23 protein-coding genes and 1 pseudogene are annotated in these 23,505 nt (G+C 53.8%); 17 read left to right on the top strand and 7 right to left on the bottom strand.

Annotated elements, in window-relative coordinates; translation table 11 throughout:
• Positions 1-7: 7 nt before the first annotated feature.
• From CIK78_RS16760 to CIK78_RS16750, 3 genes are all read right to left on the bottom strand, one after another.
• Positions 8-841 (bottom strand): ABC transporter permease, encoded by an 834-nt coding sequence (locus CIK78_RS16760; protein ID WP_096282043.1) that lies wholly within the window; start codon positions 839-841, stop codon positions 8-10.
• Positions 838-1,818: an ABC transporter permease gene (locus CIK78_RS16755; protein WP_096282042.1), complete on the bottom strand. Its 981-nt coding sequence runs from the start codon at positions 1,816-1,818 to the stop codon at positions 838-840. The genes CIK78_RS16760 and CIK78_RS16755 overlap by 4 nt, the downstream gene beginning before the upstream one ends.
• A 74-nt stretch (positions 1,819-1,892) precedes the next feature.
• Entirely contained in the window at positions 1,893-3,449 is a 1,557-nt protein-coding gene (locus tag CIK78_RS16750) for an ABC transporter substrate-binding protein (protein ID WP_096282041.1), read from the bottom strand.
• Positions 3,450-3,664: 215 nt separating this feature from the next.
• Here CIK78_RS16750 and CIK78_RS16745 point away from each other — a divergent pair, with 215 nt between their 5' ends.
• The 9 genes and pseudogenes from CIK78_RS16745 (at position 3,665) to CIK78_RS16695 (ending at position 15,636) form a co-directional block, all read left to right on the top strand.
• Positions 3,665-4,354: a GntR family transcriptional regulator gene (locus tag CIK78_RS16745; RefSeq protein ID WP_096282040.1), complete on the top strand. Its 690-nt coding sequence runs from the start codon at positions 3,665-3,667 to the stop codon at positions 4,352-4,354.
• Positions 4,354-5,376, top strand: coding sequence for a histone deacetylase family protein (locus CIK78_RS16740; RefSeq protein WP_096282039.1), 1,023 nt, complete (start codon positions 4,354-4,356; stop codon positions 5,374-5,376). The genes CIK78_RS16745 and CIK78_RS16740 overlap by 1 nt, the downstream gene beginning before the upstream one ends.
• A 123-nt stretch (positions 5,377-5,499) precedes the next feature.
• Complete coding sequence (locus CIK78_RS16735) at positions 5,500-9,165, top strand: ATP-binding protein (RefSeq protein WP_096282038.1); 3,666 nt, start codon at positions 5,500-5,502, stop codon at positions 9,163-9,165.
• The gene (locus CIK78_RS16730; RefSeq protein WP_096282037.1) at positions 9,162-9,791 is read left to right on the top strand and encodes a hypothetical protein; all 630 of its coding nucleotides are present in this window, start codon (positions 9,162-9,164) and stop codon (positions 9,789-9,791) included. Before CIK78_RS16735 ends, CIK78_RS16730 begins: the two co-directional genes overlap by 4 nt.
• Complete coding sequence (locus CIK78_RS16725; protein WP_096282036.1) at positions 9,788-11,023, top strand: hypothetical protein; 1,236 nt, start codon at positions 9,788-9,790, stop codon at positions 11,021-11,023. The genes CIK78_RS16730 and CIK78_RS16725 overlap by 4 nt, the downstream gene beginning before the upstream one ends.
• Complete coding sequence (locus CIK78_RS16720; protein WP_096282035.1) at positions 11,020-11,901, top strand: hypothetical protein; 882 nt, start codon at positions 11,020-11,022, stop codon at positions 11,899-11,901. The genes CIK78_RS16725 and CIK78_RS16720 overlap by 4 nt, the downstream gene beginning before the upstream one ends.
• A 792-nt stretch (positions 11,902-12,693) precedes the next feature.
• Positions 12,694-13,326, top strand: coding sequence for a hypothetical protein (locus tag CIK78_RS16710; RefSeq protein WP_141393052.1), 633 nt, complete (start codon positions 12,694-12,696; stop codon positions 13,324-13,326).
• A 250-nt stretch (positions 13,327-13,576) separates the two neighbouring features.
• Positions 13,577-13,792: pseudogene (locus CIK78_RS16705) on the top strand (MBL fold metallo-hydrolase); the annotation flags it as partial.
• An 881-nt stretch (positions 13,793-14,673) separates the two neighbouring features.
• Entirely contained in the window at positions 14,674-15,636 is a 963-nt protein-coding gene (locus CIK78_RS16695) for a ribonuclease Z (RefSeq protein ID WP_096282031.1), read from the top strand.
• 92 nt (positions 15,637-15,728) lie between these two features.
• Here the strand turns inward: CIK78_RS16695 and CIK78_RS16690 are convergent, their stop codons facing one another.
• Both CIK78_RS16690 and CIK78_RS18130 read right to left on the bottom strand, forming a co-directional pair.
• Positions 15,729-15,971, bottom strand: coding sequence for a PIN domain-containing protein (locus tag CIK78_RS16690; RefSeq protein ID WP_343218233.1), 243 nt, complete (start codon positions 15,969-15,971; stop codon positions 15,729-15,731).
• Positions 15,972-16,031: 60 nt separating this feature from the next.
• Entirely contained in the window at positions 16,032-16,163 is a 132-nt protein-coding gene (locus CIK78_RS18130; protein ID WP_096282030.1) for a virulence-associated protein MvpT, read from the bottom strand.
• 100 nt (positions 16,164-16,263) lie between these two features.
• Between CIK78_RS18130 and CIK78_RS16680 the strand changes: the two genes are divergently transcribed.
• The 7 genes from CIK78_RS16680 to CIK78_RS16655 all read left to right on the top strand — a co-directional run bounded on the left by CIK78_RS16680 (position 16,264) and on the right by CIK78_RS16655 (position 20,570).
• Positions 16,264-16,917 (top strand): DsbA family oxidoreductase, encoded by a 654-nt coding sequence (locus tag CIK78_RS16680; protein WP_096282029.1) that lies wholly within the window; start codon positions 16,264-16,266, stop codon positions 16,915-16,917.
• A gap of 262 nt (positions 16,918-17,179) precedes the next feature.
• Positions 17,180-17,635 carry a GNAT family N-acetyltransferase gene (locus CIK78_RS16675; RefSeq protein ID WP_096282428.1) on the top strand — a complete coding sequence of 152 codons (456 nt, stop codon included), beginning with the start codon at positions 17,180-17,182 and terminating at the stop codon, positions 17,633-17,635.
• Positions 17,636-17,739: 104 nt separating this feature from the next.
• Entirely contained in the window at positions 17,740-18,096 is a 357-nt protein-coding gene (locus CIK78_RS16670; protein WP_096282028.1) for a hypothetical protein, read from the top strand.
• Between the two features lie 26 nt (positions 18,097-18,122).
• Positions 18,123-18,944, top strand: coding sequence for a hypothetical protein (locus CIK78_RS16665; protein WP_096282027.1), 822 nt, complete (start codon positions 18,123-18,125; stop codon positions 18,942-18,944).
• Between the two features lie 110 nt (positions 18,945-19,054).
• On the top strand, positions 19,055-19,420 hold the full coding sequence (locus tag CIK78_RS16660) for a hypothetical protein (protein WP_096282026.1): 366 nt from the start codon (positions 19,055-19,057) through the stop codon (positions 19,418-19,420).
• A gap of 110 nt (positions 19,421-19,530) precedes the next feature.
• On the top strand, positions 19,531-19,935 hold the full coding sequence (locus CIK78_RS17820; RefSeq protein WP_141393051.1) for a carboxypeptidase regulatory-like domain-containing protein: 405 nt from the start codon (positions 19,531-19,533) through the stop codon (positions 19,933-19,935).
• A gap of 218 nt (positions 19,936-20,153) precedes the next feature.
• Positions 20,154-20,570 (top strand): lysozyme inhibitor LprI family protein, encoded by a 417-nt coding sequence (locus CIK78_RS16655; RefSeq protein WP_096282025.1) that lies wholly within the window; start codon positions 20,154-20,156, stop codon positions 20,568-20,570.
• A 149-nt stretch (positions 20,571-20,719) separates the two neighbouring features.
• Here the strand turns inward: CIK78_RS16655 and CIK78_RS16650 are convergent, their stop codons facing one another.
• Entirely contained in the window at positions 20,720-21,847 is a 1,128-nt protein-coding gene (locus CIK78_RS16650) for a glycerol dehydrogenase (RefSeq protein WP_096282024.1), read from the bottom strand.
• Positions 21,848-22,018: 171 nt separating this feature from the next.
• On the opposite strand from CIK78_RS16650, the gene CIK78_RS16645 reads away from it, so the two are divergent.
• Positions 22,019-22,981: a ribonuclease Z gene (locus tag CIK78_RS16645; protein WP_096282023.1), complete on the top strand. Its 963-nt coding sequence runs from the start codon at positions 22,019-22,021 to the stop codon at positions 22,979-22,981.
• A 40-nt stretch (positions 22,982-23,021) separates the two neighbouring features.
• Here the strand turns inward: CIK78_RS16645 and CIK78_RS16640 are convergent, their stop codons facing one another.
• Complete coding sequence (locus tag CIK78_RS16640; protein ID WP_096282022.1) at positions 23,022-23,444, bottom strand: hypothetical protein; 423 nt, start codon at positions 23,442-23,444, stop codon at positions 23,022-23,024.
• Positions 23,445-23,505: the final 61 nt, after the last annotated feature.

Below are 23,505 nucleotides of genomic sequence, written 5' to 3'. Positions count from 1 at the left end.
CAAGCTCCTAGCGCTCGCGGGAAAGTTTGGGGTTTAGCGCATCATCTAGCCCTTCACCGACCAGATTTAACGCCAGCACGGTGAGCAATATGGCGACTCCAGGGAAGAAACTTAGCCACCACGCCTGACGAATCACCGTGCGTGCCGCGCCAATCATATAGCCCCAGGACATCACGTTAGGATCGCCCAAACCAAGAAACGACAGCGCCGATTCCAACAAGATAGCGGTGGCCACCATTAATGACGCCAGTACGATAATTGGCGACAGCGTATTGGGCAGAATCTGGCGCAGGATAATAGTGCTATTGGATTGGCCAACTAAGCGCGCGGCTTCGACATATTCACGGTTGCGCAGCGACATAAACTCAGCGCGCACCAAGCGGGCCACCGGTGGCCAGCTGACAATCGCAATCGCCAGCACTATTGAGGTGATGCTGGGCTGCATAATCGCTACCAGCACGATCGCCAGGGCGAAGTTGGGAATCGTCTGAAAAAACTCGGTAAAGCGCATCAGGATGTCGTCAACTAACCCGCCGTAGTAACCGGCAATCGCACCCAGTGGAACGCCAATAAGCAGCGCCACACTAGTCGAAACGAGTCCGATCAATAGCGATACCCAGGCGCCGTGCATTAAGCCGGAAGCCACGTTGCGACCCATGGTGTCGGTGCCTAGCGGAAACCCATCTTGCGAGAGCGGTGGCAGAAAGGGCCGCTGCACCATACGCCAGGGCGATTCAGGAAACAGCAGCGGGGCGAGTATGGCCATCGCGATAATCGCCAGCAGAATAGTCAGCCCGACGAGGGCGCCACGGTTTTGCGCGAAGCGTGCGAAAAAGCTCATGCGGCCCCCTTCTTGATGCGTGGATCAGCCAGGCTGTACACCACATCAGTGATGATATTGAAGACGATGACCAAGGCCGCCGAGAAGAAGAAAATACCCAGCAGCAGGTTGTAGTCGCGCTGCTCTAGCGCTTCAAACATCAACCGCCCAATGCCCGGCCAGGCAAACACGGTTTCGGTCAGAATCGCCCCGCCGACCATTTGCCCCGCTTGAAGGCCTGCTAACGTGATAATCGGCAGCAGCGCATTACGCAGCACATGGCGGCGCTGAATAATGCTCGGTTTTAAGCCCTTGGCCCGGGCGGTTTTAACGTAATCCTGCTGAGCGGCATCAAGCATGGATGTGCGCGTCATTCGGGTATAAATCGCCATAAAGAACAGCGCTAAGGTTGTGGCAGGAAGTACCAGATGCTTAGCGACATCAAGCGCCAGTGCAAAGCCGGTATGGCCTGCGCCAACGGTGTAAAGGCCGTAGGCCGGCAGCCAACCCAAGTAAACCGAAAACACCACCACTGACATCAGCGCGACCCAGAACAGCGGCGTGGCATAAAACACCAGCGCCAGCGCCATAATGATCGAGCCAGAGGGCTTTTTAATCCGCGCTGCCGCCATCGAACCCGCGACAATGCCGAGTACTAACGAAAGCACAAAGGCCGTGCCGGTGAGCAGTAGCGTAGCGGGCAGGCGCGCCATAATCAGGTCAAACACCGGAACGCCCAGGCGGTAGGAGTAGCCGAAATCGAGCATGGCAATGCCCGACACGTAGCGCCAGAGTTGAACATACATCGGCTGGTCGAGGCCGAAGCGCTCGCGCAGCTGATTGAGGAACTCTTGGTCTGCAGCGCCCGCTTGGCCAGCCAGAATGGATGCTGGGTCACCGGGGGCTAGCTGAATCAGTAAAAAATTAAAAATAACGATTAAAAACAGTACAATAACGGCTTTAAAAAGCCGCATGAGTATTAAGCGAGCGTAAACCATGGGCACATTCCTGACGTAGCTGAAACGCCCACCCAGCGCGCAATGCCTGGGTGGGGCTAGGCATTAGCTAAAAACTAGCGGTCTAGCCAGGCATCCTTAAAGCCGTCGTTAACGCCTACGCTAGACGTCACCAGATTTTTCACATCACAGCGGTATAGCGTCGGAAACCCTAGCTCCATCAGCCAGCCAACGGGTACATCTTCATGAAGGATTTCTTGAACTTCGCGGTAAAGCGCCTCGCGTTCTGCGTCAGGAAAAGCAGTGGCTGCTTCATTAAACAGCTCGTCAACGCGTGCATTTTCGTAGCCTTCTACGTTATTCCAGGGCGACCCTTTGGCAATATTGTCAGAAAGATAGGTACGTGAAATGCCCAGCGCCGGGTCACCGTATTGGTACAGGTAAGTGAAGGCCAAGTCATAATCCCAGTCGCCCAAGCGCTGGTTCCAGCCGCCCACGTCGGTGGCTTGAGTGCTGACGTTAATGCCCACTTCGCGTAGGTTTTGCTGCACGGCTTCGGCCCAACGGGTCCAGGTTTCACCGTAAGGCAGTGGCAGAATGGTGATTTCTTCGCCGTCGTAGCCCATTTCCTCTAGCAGCTCACGGGCACGGTCTGGGTCATAGTTGTAAGGTTCTAAATCTTCATTCTGGAAGCGCGCGTTAGAGCCAAAGGCAGAAAGCGGTACTTTGCCCAGGCCGTTCCACAGCACATCGCGGGCGAACTCCCGGTCCATGGCATACATCACCGCTTGGCGGAAGCGTTTATCCGCGGTGGGGCCTTCGCGGTTATTCATCCATAGCATCGAATAGGGGCTGAAGTACTCGTGGCCCTCTTCGGTCATGCAAACATTATCCATTTGCGCTAAGCGAGGAATGTCGAAGTTTTCGACGGTGCCGCTAGGCAGCACATCGATACTCTCATTTTCGAATGAGACTGCGCGGGAAGCGCCGTCAGGAATGATGTGCCAGTTAATGCCGTCCAGGTAGGGCAGGCCGTCTTCGTAATAGTCTTCGTTTTTCACTAGCTCGATAACCGTACCGCGTTCCCAGTTAGCGAACTTAAACGGGCCAGTGCCAATCGGGTGATCGTTGTGCTCGTTATTACGGAAATCAGTGCCGGCGTAAAGGTGCTCGGGCACCATGGTGAACGTGCCCGCTTCAAACGAGAGCAGGAACGGGCCAAAGGGTTGAATCAGGGTAAAGACCACGGTGTGGTCGTCGGTGGCTTCAATGCTTTCAACGTGTTGTAACACGGCCCGCGCGCTGGGGTTTAACTCGCGGTGGAATACATCGGCAGAGAACACCACGTCATCTGCGGTGAAGGCTTCGCCATCGTGCCAGGTAACGCCTTCGCGCAGGTGAAAGGTATAGGTCCGGCCATCCTCACTGACGTCCCATGACTCTGCCAGCTGCGGCATCGGCTCAAGATCAGTGGAGTAGCGTATGAGCCCTTCGTAAATATTGCCCGCTACGGTGCGCGTGGGGGCATTTTGCACCATACCGAGCACCAAGCCTGGCGGCTCTGGCTGAATAATCGTGTTAACGGTTCCCCCTGCTTTGGGGTCTTCGGCCAGGGCGGCAGAGGTAAAGGCGAGTGCTGCAGCGGAAATAGCCAACGCTAAAGTTTTTTTCATGTTTCCTGCTCCTCAGTTATTAGCACGTAATGAGTTTACGTAGTCGTTAGGCGAGCGAGGCGTGGCGTTTAAGGCCCAGTTGTAGTGTTTGTTAGAGACCTTCTTTGAAAATAGCAGCATGTGGTAAAACTGTCGACAGTCGGCAATCGTTCGTCGACAAGGAGTTTTTTTTCGTCATACTGAAGAAAACGCGTCATACCCCATGAGTAACGTTTATGGTCTCATCAACGGTGCCTCCCAAGGCCTTTATTCAACAGCAAAACTTAGCCGAGCAAGTTGCCGACTACTTGACCCAAGCGATTGTTAAGCAGCATTTTTTACCCGGTGAACGGCTTTCAGAAGTGCAGCTTTCCCGCGACTTGGGCGTTAGCCGTGCACCGGTGCGAGAGGCGGCGCGCCTGTTGGAAAGCCGCGGGCTGCTGATATCAAAACCCCGGCGCGGCTTCTTTGTTAGGGCGTTGAATGCCGTTGAACTCGAAGATGTCTTTGATTTTCGCCTGTGCCTGGAGCGTCATGCGATCCATTGCCTAGTCGGCCGCTATACTCCCGATGCCCAGCGCGCGCTAAAGCAACAGGTAGAGGTGCTCTGTGAGGCCGCCATCGGTAACGACGGCACGCGCCGTATTGAAGAGGATCTGCAGTTTCATCGTTTAATGCTGCACTACGCGGGCAACGAGCGGCTGCTGCGCGCCTTTAACGACTTGAGTCACGAGCTGCGCTTATGCATTACCTTAATTACCAAAACGCATGAAGCCCCCGACACCATCGCGACCAGCCACTTCAAACTGCTCGATGCGCTGGATAGCGGCAGCCCTGAGGCTTGCCGCGAGGCAATTGACTACCATATCGGCGTGGCCCGCGACTCCGTAGTAAAGGGTGTGGGCGAAATAGGGGTGGCATACTGATGAAAACATTCTTCCACGCTGAGCAACTGCTCCATCAGCCGCAAACCTACTTCTCCCGCGGGAAAATGCGCACGCCCCAGGAAGTGCCCGAGCGCGCCACGCAGCTACTGGCAGCCGCTAAACGTCTTGGTTTTGATGTCCAGGAACCCCTGGATTACGGCGTGGCGCCGCTAAGGGCGGTCCATTCGTTTGCCTATCTGCGTTTTCTTAAAAGTGCTTATCGGCGCTGGCATGAGCTTGAAGAAGACTGGGGGGAAGAGGTGATCTCCAATATCTTCGTGCGCTCGCCCAACGCCCTGCGCGGCATCTTGGCAGAAGCCGCACGCTACCTGGCAGACGGCAGCGCACCGGTTGGGCAACATACTTGGCAGTCGGCTTACTGGTCAGCGCAAAGCGCGGTGGCCGGTGCCGAGGCCTTGCTGGCGGGCGATCGGTTTGCCTATGCGCTATCGCGCCCGCCGGGTCATCACGCAGGCATCGACTCCGCCGGTGGCTTTTGCTTTCTCAATAATGCCGCCATTGCCGCGCAGCATCTTAAAACGCGCTACCCGCGCATCGTGGTGTTAGACCCTGACATGCATCATGGGCAGGGTATTCAGGAAATCTTCTACCAGCGCGACGATGTGCTGTATATCTCGATTCACGGTGATACCACCAACTTTTACCCCGCAGTAACCGGCTTTGAAGACGAGCGTGGGCAGGGTGCCGGGCTGGGCTACAACCTCAACCTGCCGATGCCCCACGGTTCACCGGAATCGGTGTTTTTTGATCGCCTGGAACAAGCCTGCCAGGCCATTCGGCTATTTGAACCCGATGCGATAGTGCTGGCGCTGGGATTCGACATTTACGCGCTTGACCCCCAAGCCAAGGTGACTGTTTCAACCCCAGGGTTTTGTGAGCTAGGCCGTAAAGTAGCCGGCTTGAATGTACCTACGCTGGTGGTGCAGGAAGGCGGATATTACCTTGAAGGGTTGGAAGCCAACGCGGTGAGTTTTTTTGCAGGGTTGCTGGGTACCGCTTGATACTGGTGGCAATGCCGAATCCAAACGCTCGATAAGAGTAAGACAAGCTATCAATGTGTCTGGCAAGATAGTCGCTTTCTTTGATCAGCAAAACGATTCGATCAGCAAACGAAAGGACACGGCATGGCCCACCTGCTACGCATCGTGATGATTCACGGCCACCTGGAAGGGGTGGTGGAACTGAGTGTGGACGGACACACCAATATTTGTGGCACCAATGCCTCAGGCAAAACCACGCTGCAGCGGTTGGTGCCGGTGTTTTACGGCGAACTGCCTAATAAGGTCGTGCCGAAAACCCGCATGAAGTTCGATGCGTTTTATTTGCCTCATCGCAATAGCTACCTGGTGTACGAATATCGTCGCGAAGCGGGCAATGTTTGCCAGGCGGTGCTCACGCGTAAAGCCGAAGGCGGGGTCGAGTACCGCTTTGTTGGCGGGCCCTATCAGCCGGAAGATTACTTGGTTGAAAGCGAGGCGGGCGTGGCCGCGCTGGATTACAGCCAGTGGGCCAGCGGCCTGCGTCGCAGCGGCACGCCGGTGTCGTCCAAGCTGGGCGCGACCTCTGAATTTCGCTCGGTGATTCAAAACGACTTTACCCAGCTGCATGGCAACAGCCGCGATGGCCTCAAACTGCGCCAAATCGCGGCGCAGTTTAGCCTGGTCAAACCCGAGCGCCGCATTCGCCATATCGAAAAGCTGGTTTCCGCGGTGCATGCCAAAGAGGGCAAGATGGACACCCTCAAAACCATGCTGGCGGCTATTTTTGAAGAAGACGGCGTTGAGCTTCCGGTCACGCGCATTCGCAATACCAAAGCGCGCGAGTGGATTGCCCAGATGCGCCAATCCATGCGGCTAGAGCCGCTGCAGGCATCGCTGGCTCGGTTGGCCGGTATCGACCGCGAGCTAGCCCATTTAGACGCCACGCTATGGCAGCTAAAGCCTCAGCTTGAAGATGACCGCCAGCGGGCAGAGCGGCGTATGGCCGACGTGGACGCTGAACTTACTCGCCATCAGCGCGAGTTTCAGCAGCGTGAAAGCGGCTATGCCCAGGCGCGCGATGAGCTTAACGACCGCCATAGCGAAGTGGTCAGCGATTTACAGCACACCCAGCGCCGTCTCAATGATCTGCAAACCCAGTTTGAGCGCTACTCTGACGCGGACATGCCCGCCCTGGAGCGCGATATCAACGCGCTGCCCCAGTGGCGCGAACAGCGCGATCAGCTGCAGGCCCACTTAAATGAAATGCAGGGCGCGGTGAAAGAGAGCCAGGCGCGACTGGATGGCCGGCTGCGCGAACTCTCAGAGTCGTTAGCTCGCCAAACCCGTGAAGCCCAGGAGCTGATCGACGCCTTGGTGGAAGAAAAAGCCCAGCGCCGCGAACAGCAGTGGGAGGCGGAGCAGAAGCTCAATGAGCGCTATCAGCAGCAGCGCCAGCGCCTTGAGGGCGAGTATCAGGCCCAGCTAGAGCTAGGCGTTGAGCAGCTAGCCGAGCTGAAAGCCCAGCTTTCACTGACCAGCCAAACCACGGAAGAGGCCAACGACGCGGAGCTTGCCCAGGCGCGCTTGGACCAAGCCCAGCAGGAGCGCAGCGGGGCGGCCGCAACCCTAGACGGGCTACGCCGTGAGTTTGAAACCCGCAAGCGCGAACGCGACGCCGCTGAGCAGCAGCTGGTGCAGCTTCGCCAACAGCTTGAACGCGCCGAGCAGCGCAGCTTTGCGCTTTATCAGCAGCGTGACCCCGAGCAGGGCAGCCTGCGCCACTTTCTGCGCTACCATCGCCCCGGCTGGGAGCAGCAGCTAGGCAAGGTCGTTGCCCCAGAGCTATTAGAGCGGCGCGATTTAGCCCCACGGCTTGCCGAAGGCGCTAGCGACGACCTGTTTGGATTGGTATTAGATCTTTCTGCCATTGCCCTGCCGAGCTACGCCCAGGATGAAGCCAGCCTGCTGGCCGCGATTGAAGCGGCGGATACCGCCAAGCGGCGCGTGCAGTCAGAGTGTCAAGCAACCGAAAAAGCGCTTAAGCAGCACAACGAGCGCGTACAGCAGGCCGATGAAGCCCAGGATCAGGCCCGCATGGCGCATCGGCGCGCCGAGCAGGAAGTCGAGTTTGCGCTAGAGGCGCGCCGCCAGCAGCAGGAGCGTCAAACCAAGCACCAGCAGGAGCGCCGCGCCGCCCATCAGGCCGCGTTAGCCAACCAAGAGCAGGCGCAAGCCGCACTGCGTGAAGAAAAACAGCAGGCACTTGCGGCGCTTGGCGAAACGCAGCAAAGCCAGCTGTTAGAGTTAAAAGCTGACGGCCAAAGCCAGGTAGACAGCCTGGATGCCCAGCTGCGTCAGTATAAACAGCAGCTTAGCGATGCTAACGCTGAACACCAGCGCCAGCGCGCTGAGCTTGAGGACGCCTTTAGCCAAGAGCTTGCCGAGCAAGGCGTCGACCCGGCCCAGCTCAAAGCCACCAAAGAGCGCCTGGCGAGCCAGGACGAGCGCATCCGCACGACCGCCGCGCGGCAGGATGAGCTCACCGACTACACGCGCTTTATGCGCGTCGAGTGGGGGCAGCACAAGCCGCAGCTTGTCGCCCAAGAAGCCGAACTTGCGCAGGCCGACCAGCAGTTGGCACGCGATAAAGAGCATCTCAAAAACGACTTTCAGGCCGCGCGTAAAACTCACCAGAGTGCTGTAAGCGGGCTTAAAACCCAGCGTGAAAGCGAACATGCCTGCCTGGAAGCGTTGAAGCCACTGCTCTCGCAGCTAGAAAGCCTGGCTATTGAACCTGACGGCCAAGTGCCAACCCAAGCGCTGGGTGATGTGGAAGAACGCATTGAGCGCGCCCGACAGGCATTAGGCAGCCGCCACCAGCAGATTGAGCAGCTGCGCCGTGGCTGTTTAGACGTCGAAAGCCAGCTGATTAAAGACGCCAGCAGCGGCTTTGCCGAAGCGTTGGAAAGTGAGCGCAGCAAGCTGCAAAGCGACAACCCGCGCCTACAGCTACCGCTACTGCGCGACATGCTCAAACTGCTCGAAGACCAACAGCAGCAACTGATTCAGGAAGGGCGCAATCTCAGCGACGACCTGGATAAGTTCTTTACCGTGTTCCGCGATTTGAACCGCCGCATCAGCGCCCAGAGCCGTCGGCTGTCTGAAGAAGTCGCCGATGACCTGCGCCTGGAAGGCATCAGCAAGGCCGAAGTGCGCATCCAGTCGACTATCGATGAGCTGGGCTTCTGGGAGCCGCTGAAGCTGTTTGCCCAGCGCTATAAAGAATGGCGCGAATCCGGCCAAACGCTGCCTAGCGACGACTACTTAAACACCCTGGCGGACGTGGTCGATCTGCTGCGTAGCGACCAGCAGTACAGCTTTGAAAGCCTGCTGCGCCTGGAGCTGCATCTCAACGAAGGCGGCACGGATCTGGTTATCAAAAACGACCGCCAGCTGTTGGAATCCTCTAGCCACGGCATGGCGTATCTGATTCTGTGTAAATTTCTGCTCGCCTTCACCCGCCTGCTGCGCGGTGATGCGGAAATCGCCATCCATTGGCCGATTGATGAGATTGGCACGCTGGCGTACCACAACGTCGAAAAGCTGTTTGATGCCTGCGACAGCAATCGTATTCACATTGTAGGTGCGTTCCCCAACCCTGAATCGGACGTGCTGCTGCTGTTCGCCAACCGCTACTTGATTGACCGCGATGACACCCAGCCCAACAAGCGGGTGTTAAAGCGCATTGAACCGCGCTTAAGCCGCTTGGCCGAGCGGCTTCAGGAGCGTCAGCAGGAGGTGACGGTATGATCGAACATGGCCCACTGCTTGAGCGCCTGCTGGCCGGTGAGTTTGTCTGCCCGGTGAGCGATGAAAGCGGCTATCGGCACCTAGCCAATGAAGAGACCCGCGAGGCGATTGACGCCTATCTGCGCCCTTTGAACCGCCGCTTGGCCAGTAATGAAGACGGCAGCGTCTATTTTCTGGCTTGGCGGCAGCTTAACGACAGCTCCCGGGATCAGCTCTCGCGCCAGCTCGGCGATACGCTCAATAGCCTGCTGCCGCTGCTGGAGTGGCTGCAACTGGTTCAAGAGGCGCTGGGCCGCGATACCCTGGCCGCCCCCGGCGATGTCCTCAAACCCGCGGAATTCAGCGCCAAGTGTGAAGACAACCAAAGCCTGCGCGAACGCCTGGAACGCCTGGCGACCGACAGCTTTTTTGGCTCGCAAAGTGACCAGTTAGATGCCCAGGTAAAGCAGGTCTTCAAGCGCTTGAAAGAGCACGGCTACCTGCTCCAGCCGCACTCAGAGCGGCAGGTGTTTGTGGTCACCGGCAAGATCGACTACCTGGTGGACTTGGTGCGCTTTATCCGCGATGAAGAGAACCTGCCGATTGATGCCGAAGGTGAAGAGGGCAAGCAGGAGGCGCTGCTTTGAGTGAGCTAGAGAGCCGCCTGCTAAAAACCGGCAGTGAACGGCTGGCGCTGCTGGGCAAGCATTCTGAAGCGCTGATGCAGGCCTACACCCGCGATGAAGTGCCGCTGGAATCACTCAGCGACAGCGCGCTGCGTAAGCTGCTGGCGGCGCGCATTCTATGGCGGCCGGATGAGCAGAGCGGCGTGAAGCTAGCGCCCAAAGTGCGCGAACTGATCGCCGAGATGCTCGCCGACGAAACCCGCCGCCACGTCAACGCCGATGTAGCCGAAACCCTGGAGCTGATTCGCTCCCTGGTACACAGCTATCGCGAAGCGCGCAGCCGTGGCGAGCACTGGTGGTTGGAGCAGCAACTGATGCGCCTGCGCCAGGAAGTCGATGACCTTAACGGCCGCTTCGCCGATGCCATTGATAGCCTATGGCAGCGGCTGAACAGTGATTTCGGTTTCGTCAGCCAGCTCAACGATAAAATCCGTGAAAACGACCGCGCCCAAAAGCAGATCGCCCGCCTGCTGGATGGCCTAGCGCTGATCGACTTCGACGAGCTGATCGAACTGGTGGGCAGCGACGGCAGCCTCCGCAAGCTATTGATCAGCCAGCTTCAGCAGCAGTTAAGTAACCACTACACCGGCCTGCGTGAAGTGCAGCGGCGCTTGATCGAACTCATGGCGCGCTTTCGCAAGCAGCAGGCGCGCAGCCGCCTGATTAGCGGCATGGCGGCGTTTATGCGCGAACATCCCGGCTTTGTACCGAGCAACTATGCAAGACGTAGCGACGTGCCCTCGCTGGTGAATCAAGCCGCACCGCTAAGCGCCGCAGCCGCCCCGGCGCTGGACCGCAACCTCGACAGCCAAGCCCTGGCTGAGCTGCTGCACCAGCTACCCCAGCCGCGCCATACCACCCAGTCAGTAGAAGCCGCGGCCCCTGCTCAAGCCCAGCAAATTAGCATGGCCGCCGCCCGGCAGCAGGCGCTCAAACAGGATGTCGAGCACTTCTACCTAAGCGTGATCGATCAGCCTCAGGCGGAGCCGGTCAGCGCCCTTGAGTATCTGCAAGAAAGCCCGCTGGAGTGGCCGGATGAAATCTGGCTGTTCCAGGTGATTGCCGAATACCAGGGCCTGCCGCGCAACGACCAGCGCGCATTTCGGTTCAAACAGCAGGAAAGCCAGGCGAGTACCTTCAATCACCTGCGCCTGATTCATGACGTTGAACTGCAGTTGGCTGTACCGGTATGAACCTACCCAGCCGCGCGCGCACCGGGCTTAATGAAGTCGCCCGCTTGCTCTGTCAGCAGCCCACGGTAGTGCGCCCGCGCCGCCAGTGGGTAGACGACATGGTAGCCTGGTGCCATCAGCATGATATTGACCTAGCCGCGCGGCTAAGCGGTAAAACGCTGCGCTTTGATGCCGCGCTGTTGGCACAGATTAATGGCGTACTCGAAAGCGCAAAAATAGCGCCACTGGGCCGCTCGCTAAGCGGCCTGGCCAGCGGCGCCCAGGCAAAAGAAGGCGTAGAAGAAGACAAAACCAACCGCGAAAGCCCCCGCGCACGGCGGGTATTAATCAGCCTACCGCCGGAAGCCTCGCCGTTGTTCGTACACGGGCTTGCACAACCGCCGAGCACTATTCGCGATGTGGATATTCAGACGCTAAAACTAAGCGCATTCAGCGCTTTAATTCAAGTCGAAAACCTCGACAGCTTCTATGCGTTTACAGCCGATAGCCCAGTGCTAAGCGACTACGTTAACCCGCTGATAGTTTACCGCGGCGACAGCCACTACGGCGGCGGCTTCGCCTTGCTGGCCGATGCGTGGCATAAAACCGGTAGGCCACATATTTATGCCGGTGACTTCGATGTTAAAGGTGTGACGCTAGCCCTCGACAGCAATGCTACTCACTTGCTCTTGCCCGACATCAAATGGCTCACCCAACATGCTACTCCGCTGCATGTGCCTGCTGAACAGTTTTCTTACCAGCGCAGGCTGCGCAAGCACCTTGCTGCGCTGCCATCTGCTCATCCATTGCGTGAGTATCTGACGTTAATGTTGGAAAAGCAGCGGGGGCTCAAGCAGCAGTGGTTTGGTGGGGAGATGTGGTGTGTCGCACTCTGTTAGGAGCAATTGAGTTTGGGCTGCAAGCGTTCATTCACAAAATTGTCAGTAGCAATTTCTCCATAAAACTAGCTACCTAATGTTTTATTTATTGTGGAGTTACTGTCACCTCGCTCGTTTCAATCGGTCTTTCCTCTGTGTTAGCTAGAGATGGAATTAAAGTATTGCGGGAATTAGAAGCAAGAAACAGAGAGAATTTTGTTTACGCTGCCAAAATATGCTTTGCTTCCTAAGAGCGGAGGGTTAGAGTCAGTTATGAAGGCAGGATAACCTCAATAAATGTATCGGCACTCACTGAGGTTATATCGCTAGATGTATAATCAGTGTTAGCGCCTAAGAACTAAGACGGTAAGATATTCATGAGTCATGACGTACAGCTAGAGGGTAGGGGAAACGGCTACGGAATCATGCTTCCGTGTACTCCTGAGGATTTCGGTGAGTTCGTTTCGGGTCTGCTTGGAAAGCCTCAAACAATTGAAAAAGGTTTTTCTGGGCCTTTCGACGTTTCGCGACAGGATGTGATTAATACCTTTCATCTCGTTGATCAACGGGTTAGGCAGCAGAATGAAGCCTCTTTAGTGCACTTCACGATCCGAATATTATATGAGGATAGCTCGTCAGTGTTATTGAATGGGCTGGATGAAATGGAGCATTACACTGAAGTTAAGCCGCTCGTCTCGACTGGGGTTGTCTTGTCTTGGTCCTACTTGATTAAGTTTCAAAATAAAAAAAACTCCCGAAAAGCAAGACATAGATTTGTCATTTATCAGCGACATGAACAGACGGCGAGGTATCGTGGTTAACTTCGATACTTTAAGTGGGCTGCGCATGCTAGGGCAATTAGGGGTCATGCTTAGAGTGAGGCATACTGACCGCACTTGGGGGATCGACATCGAATCCCTTCTTTCCGGCCATGTAGAATCACTCTTGCGGGTTGAGGGCTTACTTGCTCGTTTTGCTCAGCGACATAGCCGCCGTATCAGTTTCTTTGTAGGAAGTTTTTTCTTTCTTGGGGCTATAGGCGGTGCCTTTGGGGCTTCCTCTCGGTTTGTGAGAGGCCAGACTGAGAATCTTCAGAATGTGCGGACTGTTAATCAAGATAGCACCGAGTACCTGCAATCCCAGATTGACTTTCTTATGGATATTTTGGTATCTGGAGTTTGGACGCGCTTCACCTTCGTTACTCTAGGATTTTTGGTTCTAGCGCTTATTGTATCGATGCTCTTGGCAGGATGGGTCGAGTCATCGGCAAGCAAAAGACCGTATAGTTTTGTTACCCTATCAAAGAAGGCAGAAAAGCACCGGGCAAAGTTCTTAGAGCAGCAGCAACGTGATTGGGTAATGTTTTGCGTCTCCATATTTACTAGTGTCGTTACAGGTATCGTGGCCAATCTTCTATTTGTCCATTTCTTTACTGGAGTGGGATAGCGCTAGCAAGTTTATTGAACGGACGGGGTGACGGCAGGTGTTCACCCCTCCGCTTATGTCCCGCATTAAGTTAAATTGCAGCGGTCAAATCGAAACTTTGCTGACTACCGATAAGCATCTAACGATTATTACACATTACGCCAATGCCGGAAGATACCAGTCTAAGAGTTCGTAGATACTTTATGAACGACTAACAGGCAATCCACCGCCTTGTTCCTAAAGCAAGTCCGAAATAGATTACGAACAAACTATGAATTTGCTGTTCTTAGGCACCTCCGCAGGCGTGCCCACCAAGCAAAGAAACGTCTCTGGGGTCGCTTTGCGAGAGAGCAAAGGGAAGGGCTGGTACCTGATCGATTGTGGTGAGGGCAGCCAGCATCAGGTGTTGCACACGAAGCTGTCGTTCCATTCCTTGAATGCCATCTTTATTACCCACGTACACGGCGACCACTGCTATGGGCTGCCGTCGATTGGATGTAAAACTTCAATAAACGCGCGGCGCATTGATTGAAGTTTTGCAGTGGCGCGCAGAATCACTGTCAGGCGTGATATTGAGATGAGACTTCCAGAAATTACTACCCACTACTATTTACCTGAGATTGGCCCATTTCGGAGTCTCTCCAAACTTCCCGCGGGCTCAGAAGATCCAATCTTCTTAGATCTTCTGACGCGTCATCAGCGTGATCCCGGCTATCGACGTCGCTACGGCAGGAACTAAATTGAAGTTCGCACAAAGGTTGAAGCACGGCTGCGTGAACTTTTCGTTGCGCGAGGAGGTAAGCCGCGCCGTCGTCATCCCTATTATCTCGTGCTTGGAGAATCTCCTTGGTTTCGTAATTTGAACGCTGACCAAAGTGAGCTAAAAATACCTCTATCGAAGCTTGACCCTGAAACAACGTCCTTGACCTATCCGGATAGCTTTATTGCGTTATCCCGAGACGATAAGCCTTACTTCAATCAAGTGTTTCTGCTTAGCGAGATGAGTGAGCTCTTTGACCGGTTTGGAGTTCCTGACAATGACCAGATGGTTCCTTATGAGCGATATTGGGAAACGGACTTTGAACTCTATATTGAGATACAACTTTGGGACATCCCACCTGGATTCAAAACCTAACAATGTAAATAAGGCGACGGTTTTTTGTTTCGGCTTCGTCCACACTACAAAGCCGCGCCAGTAGTAGATGCACTAATACTTTAGTTGCAAGCGGCGTCCCTAAGCTTGGCGGATGTTGGCAGGGCTTAACTGCATTGAGGTACGGCTACTCATCATCGTAAAAGCATGACTGTTTAAATTGAGCTGACTGGCAATCCATCGCCTTGTTCCCAAAGCGAGAGTACAAATAGGATATGAATTTATTGTTCCTAGGCACCTCCGCCGGTGTACCCACCAAAAGCAGAAACGTCTCCGGCATCGCCTTGCGAGAGAGCAAGGGGAAGGGCTGGTATCTGATCGATTGTGGTGAGGGCACCCAGCATCAGGTTTTGCACACGAAGCTGTCGTTTCATTCATTGAAAGCCATCTTTATTACCCACGTGCACGGCGACCACTGCTATGGGCTGCCGGGCATACTGGCGAGTGCGGGAATGGGTGGCCGGAAAGCGCCGCTTACCATTGTGGCGCCCGCAGGTATCAAAGCATGGTTGGAGGCTACCTGTGAGGCAACGCAGCTATGTTTGCCCTTCGCTTTGGAGTTTATCGACTCGGACGGCCTGCCCAGCGTTGAGTTTGAGAGCATGGCGGTGTCCACGTTCAGGCTTTCACACCGAGCGCCGTCCTATGCTTATGGGTTTACGGAGACAAAGGTCGACGCCGATTTAAACATTGAAAAGTTGACCCAAAAGGGTATTCCGAGAGGGCCATTGTGGGGGCAGTTGAAGCAAGGATTTGATGTTGAGTTTGCGGGCGAGCAGTTAAAAAGCCATGACTACCTGATATCCAAGCACAAGCCGAGAAAAGTAGTGATCGCTGGGGACAATGACCAGCCTGACTTGCTGTTTGAGGCGTGTGCGGGCGCGCAGGTGCTGGTGCATGAAGCCACCTACACCGAAGAGATGACCCAGAAGGCCGGTGATGTCGGGCATAGCTACGCCAAACTGATCGCCGCTTTTGCCGAAACCGTACAGCTTCCCAATTTGGTGCTGACGCACTTTAGCCCCCGTTTCCAGCTCAACCCCCATGCATCGCCTTCCATCGAAGATATCCGCAAAGAAACCGAGAATGCCTATTCAGGCTCGCTTTTCCAGGCGCGGGATTTTAGCGAATACACCTTGGATAAAGCGGGCCGCTTTTCTGAAGTGGCAGGCGAGTAGTCTCTTCGTGTTTCGACCTAACGCTGCGGCTGGGAAGGCGGTTACTTAAAGCAATGACGATTTAGTGAGGAAGTGGTGTATGTAGAGTGGGCTTAAATCCAATCCTCGACCCTAAGGCCAGGTACGCGACTAAACTCACCTAGATTATTGGTTACCAGAATCAGGCCTCTTGAACGAGCATGCCCGGCAATCATCTGATCGTATGGGCCGATGGGCGTGCCCGCTTTGGCCAGCTCGCTACTGTGGTAGGCGGCGCTGGGGTCGTAGTCGAGAACGTCCAGTCGCGCTGCTGATGCAGAGCTGGTCGCTATGCTGGTTAAAGGTCTCACGAACATGGGGAGGTTTATGTTTGATGGTGAACATGCAGATATTGGTGTCAAGCAGGTACTTAAGCATCAAAACCCCTCGCGCTCCTGTTCGGTTGGCTGCTCGCGTTCACTCATAAAGTCTGCGGTGACACTTTGGCCATCAAACCAGCTATCCCATGCTTCACTTCGGTTGCTTTTAAACACAGCTGCTTTTTCCATGGTGGCCTCCTTAATCAGTACTGCCGTTACTCACTACATACACGTAACATGCTTTCTTTAGTGTGATCGAATTCTGGGATATGTCGAAGGGATGTAAAAAATGCAGAAGGTAAGAATCGACCTGGTGTCCGATGTGGCATGCCCGTGGTGCGCGATTGGCTATCGGCGCTTAGAGCAAGCATTAGAGACACTCGATGGAGAGATCGACGTTGAGCTGGTCTGGCAGCCTTTTGAGTTGAACCGGGATATGCCGCCCGAAGGCGAGCCGATTTTGGAGCACTTATGCCGCAAGTACGGCAAGGATGCGGCTACCATGGAGCAGTCCCAGCGCGAGATTATGGCGGTGGCCGATGAGCTTGGGCTGAATTTCCGTGGTGCCCTGGAGCGTCGGGCGAACAATACCTTTGCTGCCCACCGCGTGCTGGCGTGGGCCGGAACGCAGCATCAAGAGACGGCGCTGCAGTTGGCACTGTTCGAGGCTTACTTCGGTGAGGCGAAAAACCCTGCCGACCCAGCGGTTTTGCGTGAGAAGGCCATCGAGGTTGGGCTTGACGGTGACACTGCCGAGGCCATCGCCCGCTCCGATCAATACGCGGATGACGTTCGAGCGGCAGAGCAGAAATTCATGGAGGCAGGGGTAAGCGCCGTGCCGGCATTTATCCTCGATGGTCGCTACCTGATCTCCGGTGCCCAGCCAACTGACGTGCTTGTCGATGCGCTTCGTAAGGTGGCCGAGGAAAACGCCAACCGCTAGTTTGAGAGGTTAGCGAATTATGGTCATTTGGCTGCGTCTTGAAGGGCCAGGAGCGGGATATGTCGCTTCATAAGAGCAACATAGCCCTCTTAACTGGCGTTAGGCGCGCACTTTAGTGGCTGAATGCCGATATTAATACTCCCCAGCCAGATTATTGGTAGGGTGAAGAAAATTAGAGAAACAGGCGGTGGAGATGACTCTAAATCAGGTTTTTCTACAGCCTCGTTAGATCTACAACCAAGAAATAAACATGGGGACCCTAATGAATGTTTCATACAGGATAGCAACGCCTGAGGATACGGCCGAATGCATCGCCTTGAGAGGAAAGACGAGAGAAAATGCTTTCTCTATCGAACAATTGGAAGAACTCGGTATTACTTTAGATAGCTGGAAAGCAGGAATTAGCGATGGCTCCTTACCTGGTTACGTTGGTATTAGTGAAGGGAGGATTATTGGCTATTGCTTCGGTGATAGCGAAGCTGGAGAAATTGTTGTCTTGGCACTATTACCAGAGTATGAAAGCAAAGGTATTGGCAAAGTACTGTTAGATAAAATGATGGAGTCTTTCCGCTCTTTAGGGTTTGAAAGACTTTTCCTCGGATGCTCATCCGACCCGAAAGCTCGTTCATATGGCTTTTATCGACACCTAGGCTGGCGTTCCACTGGCCTATTTGATGATGCGGGCGATGAGATACTTGAATACTTCCCTAATAAATAGTGAGGGTTATAATTGGCACCGTCTAACAAGTGGTTCAAGCCGTTCGCTACGCTCACTGGGATGCGCTAAAGCCCGCCCCTTAACCAAACGTTATCGAGGAAGAAATGCGAATTCTAATCGGAATTGCTTCCGGCATAGTGTTGGGAATGATTGGCTACCTGTTTGTTCTAGCTGGTTCATTTGTTTCATCAGTGTATGAAGCAAATGCTATAGGTATGGTATTAGCAATACCGGGGTACATAATTATCGCTCCGGGGCTTCTTGGGGTGGGGCTAATCGACTATTTGCCAATGCATCTTATTTTCCCTAGCGGTGGTGCTTCAGGCGTTTTTGGTAGCATTTTGTTGCTTGCAATAATTTTCTGGTCGATTGTACTTAGTTTTCTATCATCTAAGCGATATTGGCCGTACAAAACCTTAACAAAAAGCTCAAGCAAGGACGCCACAAGCGGCGCCACTTAGCTTGGCATTAGGTGAAAAAATAGAGTATGGATAAGAAAGCGAAGAAAATATTATTCTCCACCTACTGGAAGAATGGATGGATTGACTCCAAAGATAGAGTCCTATCTGGTGACAACTTTGAGTACGCTAAGTCACAAGGTTTAATGTTTGATCCAATTTCAATTTCTCATGATGCGTGCATAGAAGCTATTGAAAACTTGGTTAGTGAAATATCACGAGAGAAAATTGCTAAAGGTTTTTTAAGTAGTCTGACATCTCGCCGTTTGGACTGGAGATCTTCTTTATCTTCATATTCAATTGCCAAAAAAATACCAGTGCATAAATATATACCAGTTATCTCCGGTACTTCATATACTGATGGGAAGCTCACTTCACACTCTTATACCTGCGGGGTGTGCAGGGATTGCCAATACGGGGTAGTGGGTCGTCAGAACTATGATGACACTGATATAAACGTATTGAATTTTGAGCGTATTAAATGGGGTGGTGTCCGCCATGGTGATATCTTGTACACGTACTTTGACTTAAACCAATTTGCAAATACAGATATCCCTGAACCTGATGATGAAGATATTTATTGTTTCAAGGAAATATTGAAAACCATCGAGTTCTCGGAACCATCAGATTATCCTAGTGCTCTGGAAAAAAGATTGGCTGGTGTCGTAAAGTCTAGCAAAGCGGAAAGACAGGTATTAATTGAAATTTTAGCCAGTATTGGTGTGTTAAAGCCTGGCAGCTACGATCGACCCGTTAAAGGTAGGAATGACTGGGTTTTTGTTGAATATTGGCGAGGTGAAGACAAATATTGTCATAAGGCTGTAGGTGAATATTTTGGGAAATATCTGTAGCTACGAGCGTGGCAAATCACCTGACAAGCCCATGTTGTCGGACTGCTTTTCCGCTGCGCTCCAAATCAGCCGCAAATGCGGGCGTTAGGTGACAGAAAGGAACATCAGTAATGGCGGAATGGCCTGAAAAAAATCGCCCCGGGTTTGTGTTGTTTTTTGAAGATACGCGCCCCGAAGGTTTCGGTCTCGGGATGCCGGAAGATCAGTCATATCACGACTTTCCTGAGATAAAGGTGCTAATGAATGGAGTGTTGAACCACCCCGGAAACCATCTCGGGCTAATTGATCAGTTTGATGAAACCTTGCAGTTCTACGTCAATGGGGATGGCTCTGTTCTCATCGACTTTATTGTCAAAGACAAGAGCGGCTCACTTCAAGCAATCTTGTCGCTTAGGGAGTGTATTGCGTTGGTTCAGTCGTCAGTGCCATCCTTGTCCGCATTGCAAATACCTAACGCTGAGTTCAATAAGTGGTAACCCACTCGCCTAACAATTTCGTTGAGAGGTATGGCCACAAGCTGCGCTTGTGGTTCCCTCCGCCTGCGGCTCCGGTCGCCCCTTACGTAAAACGTTATAGCTAATCACACATGAAATTAATAATACTAGCGATTACTCTATTGCTATCAGGCTGTGTTGTTTATCCAATAAACAAAACTCTTCAGCCGGAGGCTGAAGTTCTCGTAACTGATGGTGAAGGAAAGCCCATTCAGAATGCTTGGGTATATTTAATATCGAGCTCTTATCCTTATGGTTTTGAACAAAGCAGGATGATGGATAAAACCAGTTATAGAGGTGAGGCAAGCTTTCCAAAAATTAAGGAGTGGCGCGCTGAATCTCTAATGATTCACGGTTCGGAGGTGTTTTTTTGGAATTGGTGCGTCGTAAAAGTAGGTTTTGAAACACACACTACAATGTGGAATAGCGGCAATGACTTCCAGACTCAATACGAAGTCATTCTTAATCCAGGGGAAAGCACGCCATGTCCAGAATAATTAAATTATAATTAGCCTTTGGCTGTGGAAAGCACATGTTGCCGGACTGGTTTTTAGCTGGGCTCCAAACCAGTCGAAAATGCGGCGAAATTCATCTTGATTACCCATGTGCACAGTGACTACTGCTACGGAAACGTGAAAAATTAGCCCAACAAGTTCTTCTCGTAGCGCTATGCTGCGGCAGCTTAGCCAGTACGTTATGTGCTTTCGGGGAAAAAATGAAAAAGTGTTTACTATTAGTTCTTGCTGCCATGTCGTTATCAGCCGTTGCTGACGACGAGGAGCTTGATTGCAATAATATAATGAATACGCTTGAGACCAATCGGTGCGCGGCTATCGAGTTAGAGGTCGCCGAGGATGACCTCACCCACTATCTGGAAACGAGCGTTGAACATAACGCGGTTGACCCTGTGTTAGTCGATGCTATCAAAGTGGCTCAAAAGCAGTGGCAGGCGTATGCCGCTGCCCATTGCGGCTCTGTCTATACGCAATGGCGCGATGGGACCATTCGAGGCGTCATGGGAATTACGTGCCGTACCCGGTTAACGAAACAGCGAACGCATGACATCTGGGAAGACTTCCTAACGTATATGGACAGTACGCCCCCTGTTTTACCGGAACCAGATGTTGAGTAAAGCTTTGATCATGGACATAACAATCTTTTAAGAGGGATTCAAAGCGCGTGGCATTTTTACTATGCGCTGGTTTATGTGTTTGAGGTGGCTTGTAGCGGCTGGGAAAGTACAACCAGGGCGGAGCGCCGAAGCACTCCGCCTTTCAGGCCTTACTCGCTCAGGCCAACTTTTTCCATAAACGCTCGCGCATGCACATCCACCGCTTTAATAGCGTGGACGATCTGCCGCGGCGTCAGCTCATACGCCAGATTATGGCTTGATTCGCCTTCCTTCAGTGCCGCCTCGGCTACACGATAAAGATCTTCTTCGCTTGCCTGGTCAAGTTTGAGTGCTTTCAAGGTCACCGGCAGGCCCAGCGCGAGGTAGAGATCCAGATACTCTTCAAGTTCCGCCTGTGGCGTTTGGTCGAGAATCAGCTGCGCGAGCGTGCCGTACGCCACTTTTTCGCCGTGGGTTAGGTTGTGAATCTCGCCGTGCAGGGCGGTAAAGCCGTTATGGATAGCGTGTGCTGCGGCCAAGCCGCCGCTTTCAAAGCCTAAACCGCTGAGCAGGGTATTGGCTTCCACCACCGCCTCGAACGAGGGCGTGACGATTTGTGCTTGGTTGGCCTGATAGGCCAGCATGGCGTGCTCGAATAGAATCTCTTCGCACTTCTGGCCAATGGTCGCGCCCAGCAGGGTGGCTTTGCCGCCCGCCATGTTGTTGGCGTTGGCGCGAATGGCGGCGCGCGCCTCGACCCAGGTGCCCATCGCATCGGCAATGCCAGAGGCCAAAAAGCGCGGCGGCGCCTTACAGATGATGCCGGTATCTACCAGCACCAGGTCGGGGTTCTTGCTGTAGAAGCGATAGGATTCGAACTCGCCATCGTCGCTGTAGATGACCGATAGGGCGCTGGTGGGCGCATCGGTGGAGGCGGTCGTGGGCAGTATGGCACAGGCCGCGCCTAGCTTTTCGGCCACGCCTTTAGCGGTGTCGATTGTTTTACCGCCACCAAAGCCAATGATGACTTTCGCCTGCTGCTTGCGGCCAAGCTCAACGAGACGGTCGATTTCGCGGTTAGAAGCCTCACCTTCGAACACCGCGCGCTCGAAACTCACGCCTTCGCCTTCTAGGCTAGCGCTGAGCTCCTTGCCCGCAATTTTCCAGACAACGTCGTCGGCAATAAGCAGCGCCGTTTTCCCGAGTGCCGAGATATAGTGACCGGCGCGTGCGGTTACACCTTCACCCTGAACATAGCGGGCAGGGCTGATAAAGACTTTCTCGTTCGTGGCTTCCATGGCAGATATTTCCTATACATAGAATGAGTTGCATGATCAGTGTAGTCACTTATGCCACTGACGCGACTGCGATGATTTGACGCCTGTGCATGTTAACTTAGCTAACTGGCCCAGCGCCTTGGCCCCACGCGTGTGCACAAGCGATTACGAATAACAGAGTATAAACAAGATATGAACATACTGTTTCTGGGAACCTCCGCCGGTGTACCCACTAAAGCCCGAAACGTCTCCGGCGTCGCTTTGCGAGAGAGTAAAGGGAAGGGCTGGTACTTAATTGATTGTGGCGAAGGCACCCAGCATCAAGTGTTGCACACGAAACTATCGTTCCATTCACTGAAAGCCATCTTGATTACTCATGTGCACGGCGACCACTGCTATGGGCTGCCGGGCATACTGGCGAGTGCGGCCATGGGTGGCCGGGAAGAACCGCTTACCATTGTGGCGCCCGCAGGCATCAAAGCCTGGTTGGAGGCTACCTGTGAGGTCACGCAGCTTTGCTTGCCCTTCGCCGTGGATTTTATCGCCTCGGATGAGCTGCCCAGCGTTGAGTTTGAGAACATGGCGGTGGCCACCTTCAGGCTTTCACACCGGGTGGCGTCCTATGCCTATGGGTTTACGGAGCGAAAGATCGACGCTGCCTTGGATATTGAGAAATTAGCGCAAAAGGGGATTCCGAGAGGGCCGTTGTGGGGGCAGTTGAAGCAAGGGTTTGATGTTGAGTTCGCGGGTGAACGGCTTAAAAGCCATGACTACTTAATCTTCAAGAACAAGCCAAGGAAGGTGGTGATCGCTGGGGACAACGACCGGCCTGAACTGCTTGTAGATGCCTGCGAAGATGCCCAGGTGCTGGTACACGAAGCCACCTACACCGAAGAGATGGCCCAGAAGGCCGGTGATGTCGGGCATAGCTACGCCAAGCTTGTCGCCGCGTTTGCTGAAACGGTACAGCTTCCCAACCTAGTGCTGACGCACTTCAGCCCCCGTTATCAGCCCAGCCCCCATGCGTCGCCTTCCATTGAGGACATCAGAGCGGAGGCTCAGAGCGTCTATTCGGGCTCGCTTTATCTAGCGCAGGATTTTGGCGAGTACACGCTCGATAAATCGGGTCACTTTTCTGAAGTGGCGGGCGAATAATCGATTTCATCGCACCGCCCCTTGAAGAATCGCCGACAGATCAGTCGCGGCAATAGCCTTCACCTGTTGCTACTACCAGGCAGTCTTCTTTTTCCGCTAGCCACTTCATGCCGGTGGCTTCGCCATCCCCCGCGCGGAGCAGCTGTTGACCGTCATCGCGGCTAAAGCTAATGCCTTCGTCTGTAGCTTGGCCTTCAAACGTTCCGCTTTGCTCGGCATCCAGGCCGTACTGCATCTCAAGTAGATAATGGCCGGGGTCTGCAGGCTCGTCCTTGCTGATTTTCAGAAATAGCCCTTCGACCCCAGTCCAACGGCCGACCCATTGATCGGTAGTCTCATAATCGGGCTGGCTTTGCTCGGTTGCAGTATCTGAAGTAGAGGCACTTGATGCAGGGGGTTCGCTCTCACTGCTGCACCCGCTGATGAGTATGATTGTGCTTAGGGCTAACGCTGTTTTGATCATGGGTAGTGGTACCTGCTGTGGTTGAATGGCCGTCTTAAATTCAATTTTCTACTCTAAGCCC

This window comes from Halomonas sp. JB37 (assembly GCF_002332255.1).
In the GTDB taxonomy this organism is placed as follows: domain Bacteria; phylum Pseudomonadota; class Gammaproteobacteria; order Pseudomonadales; family Halomonadaceae; genus Vreelandella; species Vreelandella casei.
Note: the sequence above shows the minus strand (reverse complement) of the source record. Positions and strands in the feature narration are given on the sequence as shown.

What these genes read in the sequence shown, in the direction of transcription:
- CIK78_RS16760 (WP_096282043.1), bottom strand. Translation starts at nt 841, where the DNA reads ATGAGCTTTTTCGCACGCTTCGCGCAAAACCGTGGCGCCCTCGTCGGG.
- CIK78_RS16755 (WP_096282042.1), bottom strand. Translation starts at nt 1,818, where the DNA reads ATGGTTTACGCTCGCTTAATACTCATGCGGCTTTTTAAAGCCGTTATT.
- CIK78_RS16750 (WP_096282041.1), bottom strand. Translation starts at nt 3,449, where the DNA reads ATGAAAAAAACTTTAGCGTTGGCTATTTCCGCTGCAGCACTCGCCTTT.
- CIK78_RS16745 (WP_096282040.1), top strand. Translation starts at nt 3,665, where the DNA reads ATGGTCTCATCAACGGTGCCTCCCAAGGCCTTTATTCAACAGCAAAAC.
- CIK78_RS16740 (WP_096282039.1), top strand. Translation starts at nt 4,354, where the DNA reads ATGAAAACATTCTTCCACGCTGAGCAACTGCTCCATCAGCCGCAAACC.
- CIK78_RS16735 (WP_096282038.1), top strand. Translation starts at nt 5,500, where the DNA reads ATGGCCCACCTGCTACGCATCGTGATGATTCACGGCCACCTGGAAGGG.
- CIK78_RS16730 (WP_096282037.1), top strand. Translation starts at nt 9,162, where the DNA reads ATGATCGAACATGGCCCACTGCTTGAGCGCCTGCTGGCCGGTGAGTTT.
- CIK78_RS16720 (WP_096282035.1), top strand. Translation starts at nt 11,020, where the DNA reads ATGAACCTACCCAGCCGCGCGCGCACCGGGCTTAATGAAGTCGCCCGC.
- CIK78_RS16695 (WP_096282031.1), top strand. Translation starts at nt 14,674, where the DNA reads ATGAATTTATTGTTCCTAGGCACCTCCGCCGGTGTACCCACCAAAAGC.
- CIK78_RS16690 (WP_343218233.1), bottom strand. Translation starts at nt 15,971, where the DNA reads ATGTTCGTGAGACCTTTAACCAGCATAGCGACCAGCTCTGCATCAGCA.
- CIK78_RS18130 (WP_096282030.1), bottom strand. Translation starts at nt 16,163, where the DNA reads ATGGAAAAAGCAGCTGTGTTTAAAAGCAACCGAAGTGAAGCATGGGAT.
- CIK78_RS16680 (WP_096282029.1), top strand. Translation starts at nt 16,264, where the DNA reads ATGCAGAAGGTAAGAATCGACCTGGTGTCCGATGTGGCATGCCCGTGG.
- CIK78_RS16675 (WP_096282428.1), top strand. Translation starts at nt 17,180, where the DNA reads ATGAATGTTTCATACAGGATAGCAACGCCTGAGGATACGGCCGAATGC.
- CIK78_RS16670 (WP_096282028.1), top strand. Translation starts at nt 17,740, where the DNA reads ATGCGAATTCTAATCGGAATTGCTTCCGGCATAGTGTTGGGAATGATT.
- CIK78_RS16665 (WP_096282027.1), top strand. Translation starts at nt 18,123, where the DNA reads ATGGATAAGAAAGCGAAGAAAATATTATTCTCCACCTACTGGAAGAAT.
- CIK78_RS16660 (WP_096282026.1), top strand. Translation starts at nt 19,055, where the DNA reads ATGGCGGAATGGCCTGAAAAAAATCGCCCCGGGTTTGTGTTGTTTTTT.
- CIK78_RS17820 (WP_141393051.1), top strand. Translation starts at nt 19,531, where the DNA reads ATGAAATTAATAATACTAGCGATTACTCTATTGCTATCAGGCTGTGTT.
- CIK78_RS16655 (WP_096282025.1), top strand. Translation starts at nt 20,154, where the DNA reads ATGAAAAAGTGTTTACTATTAGTTCTTGCTGCCATGTCGTTATCAGCC.
- CIK78_RS16650 (WP_096282024.1), bottom strand. Translation starts at nt 21,847, where the DNA reads ATGGAAGCCACGAACGAGAAAGTCTTTATCAGCCCTGCCCGCTATGTT.
- CIK78_RS16645 (WP_096282023.1), top strand. Translation starts at nt 22,019, where the DNA reads ATGAACATACTGTTTCTGGGAACCTCCGCCGGTGTACCCACTAAAGCC.
- CIK78_RS16640 (WP_096282022.1), bottom strand. Translation starts at nt 23,444, where the DNA reads ATGATCAAAACAGCGTTAGCCCTAAGCACAATCATACTCATCAGCGGG.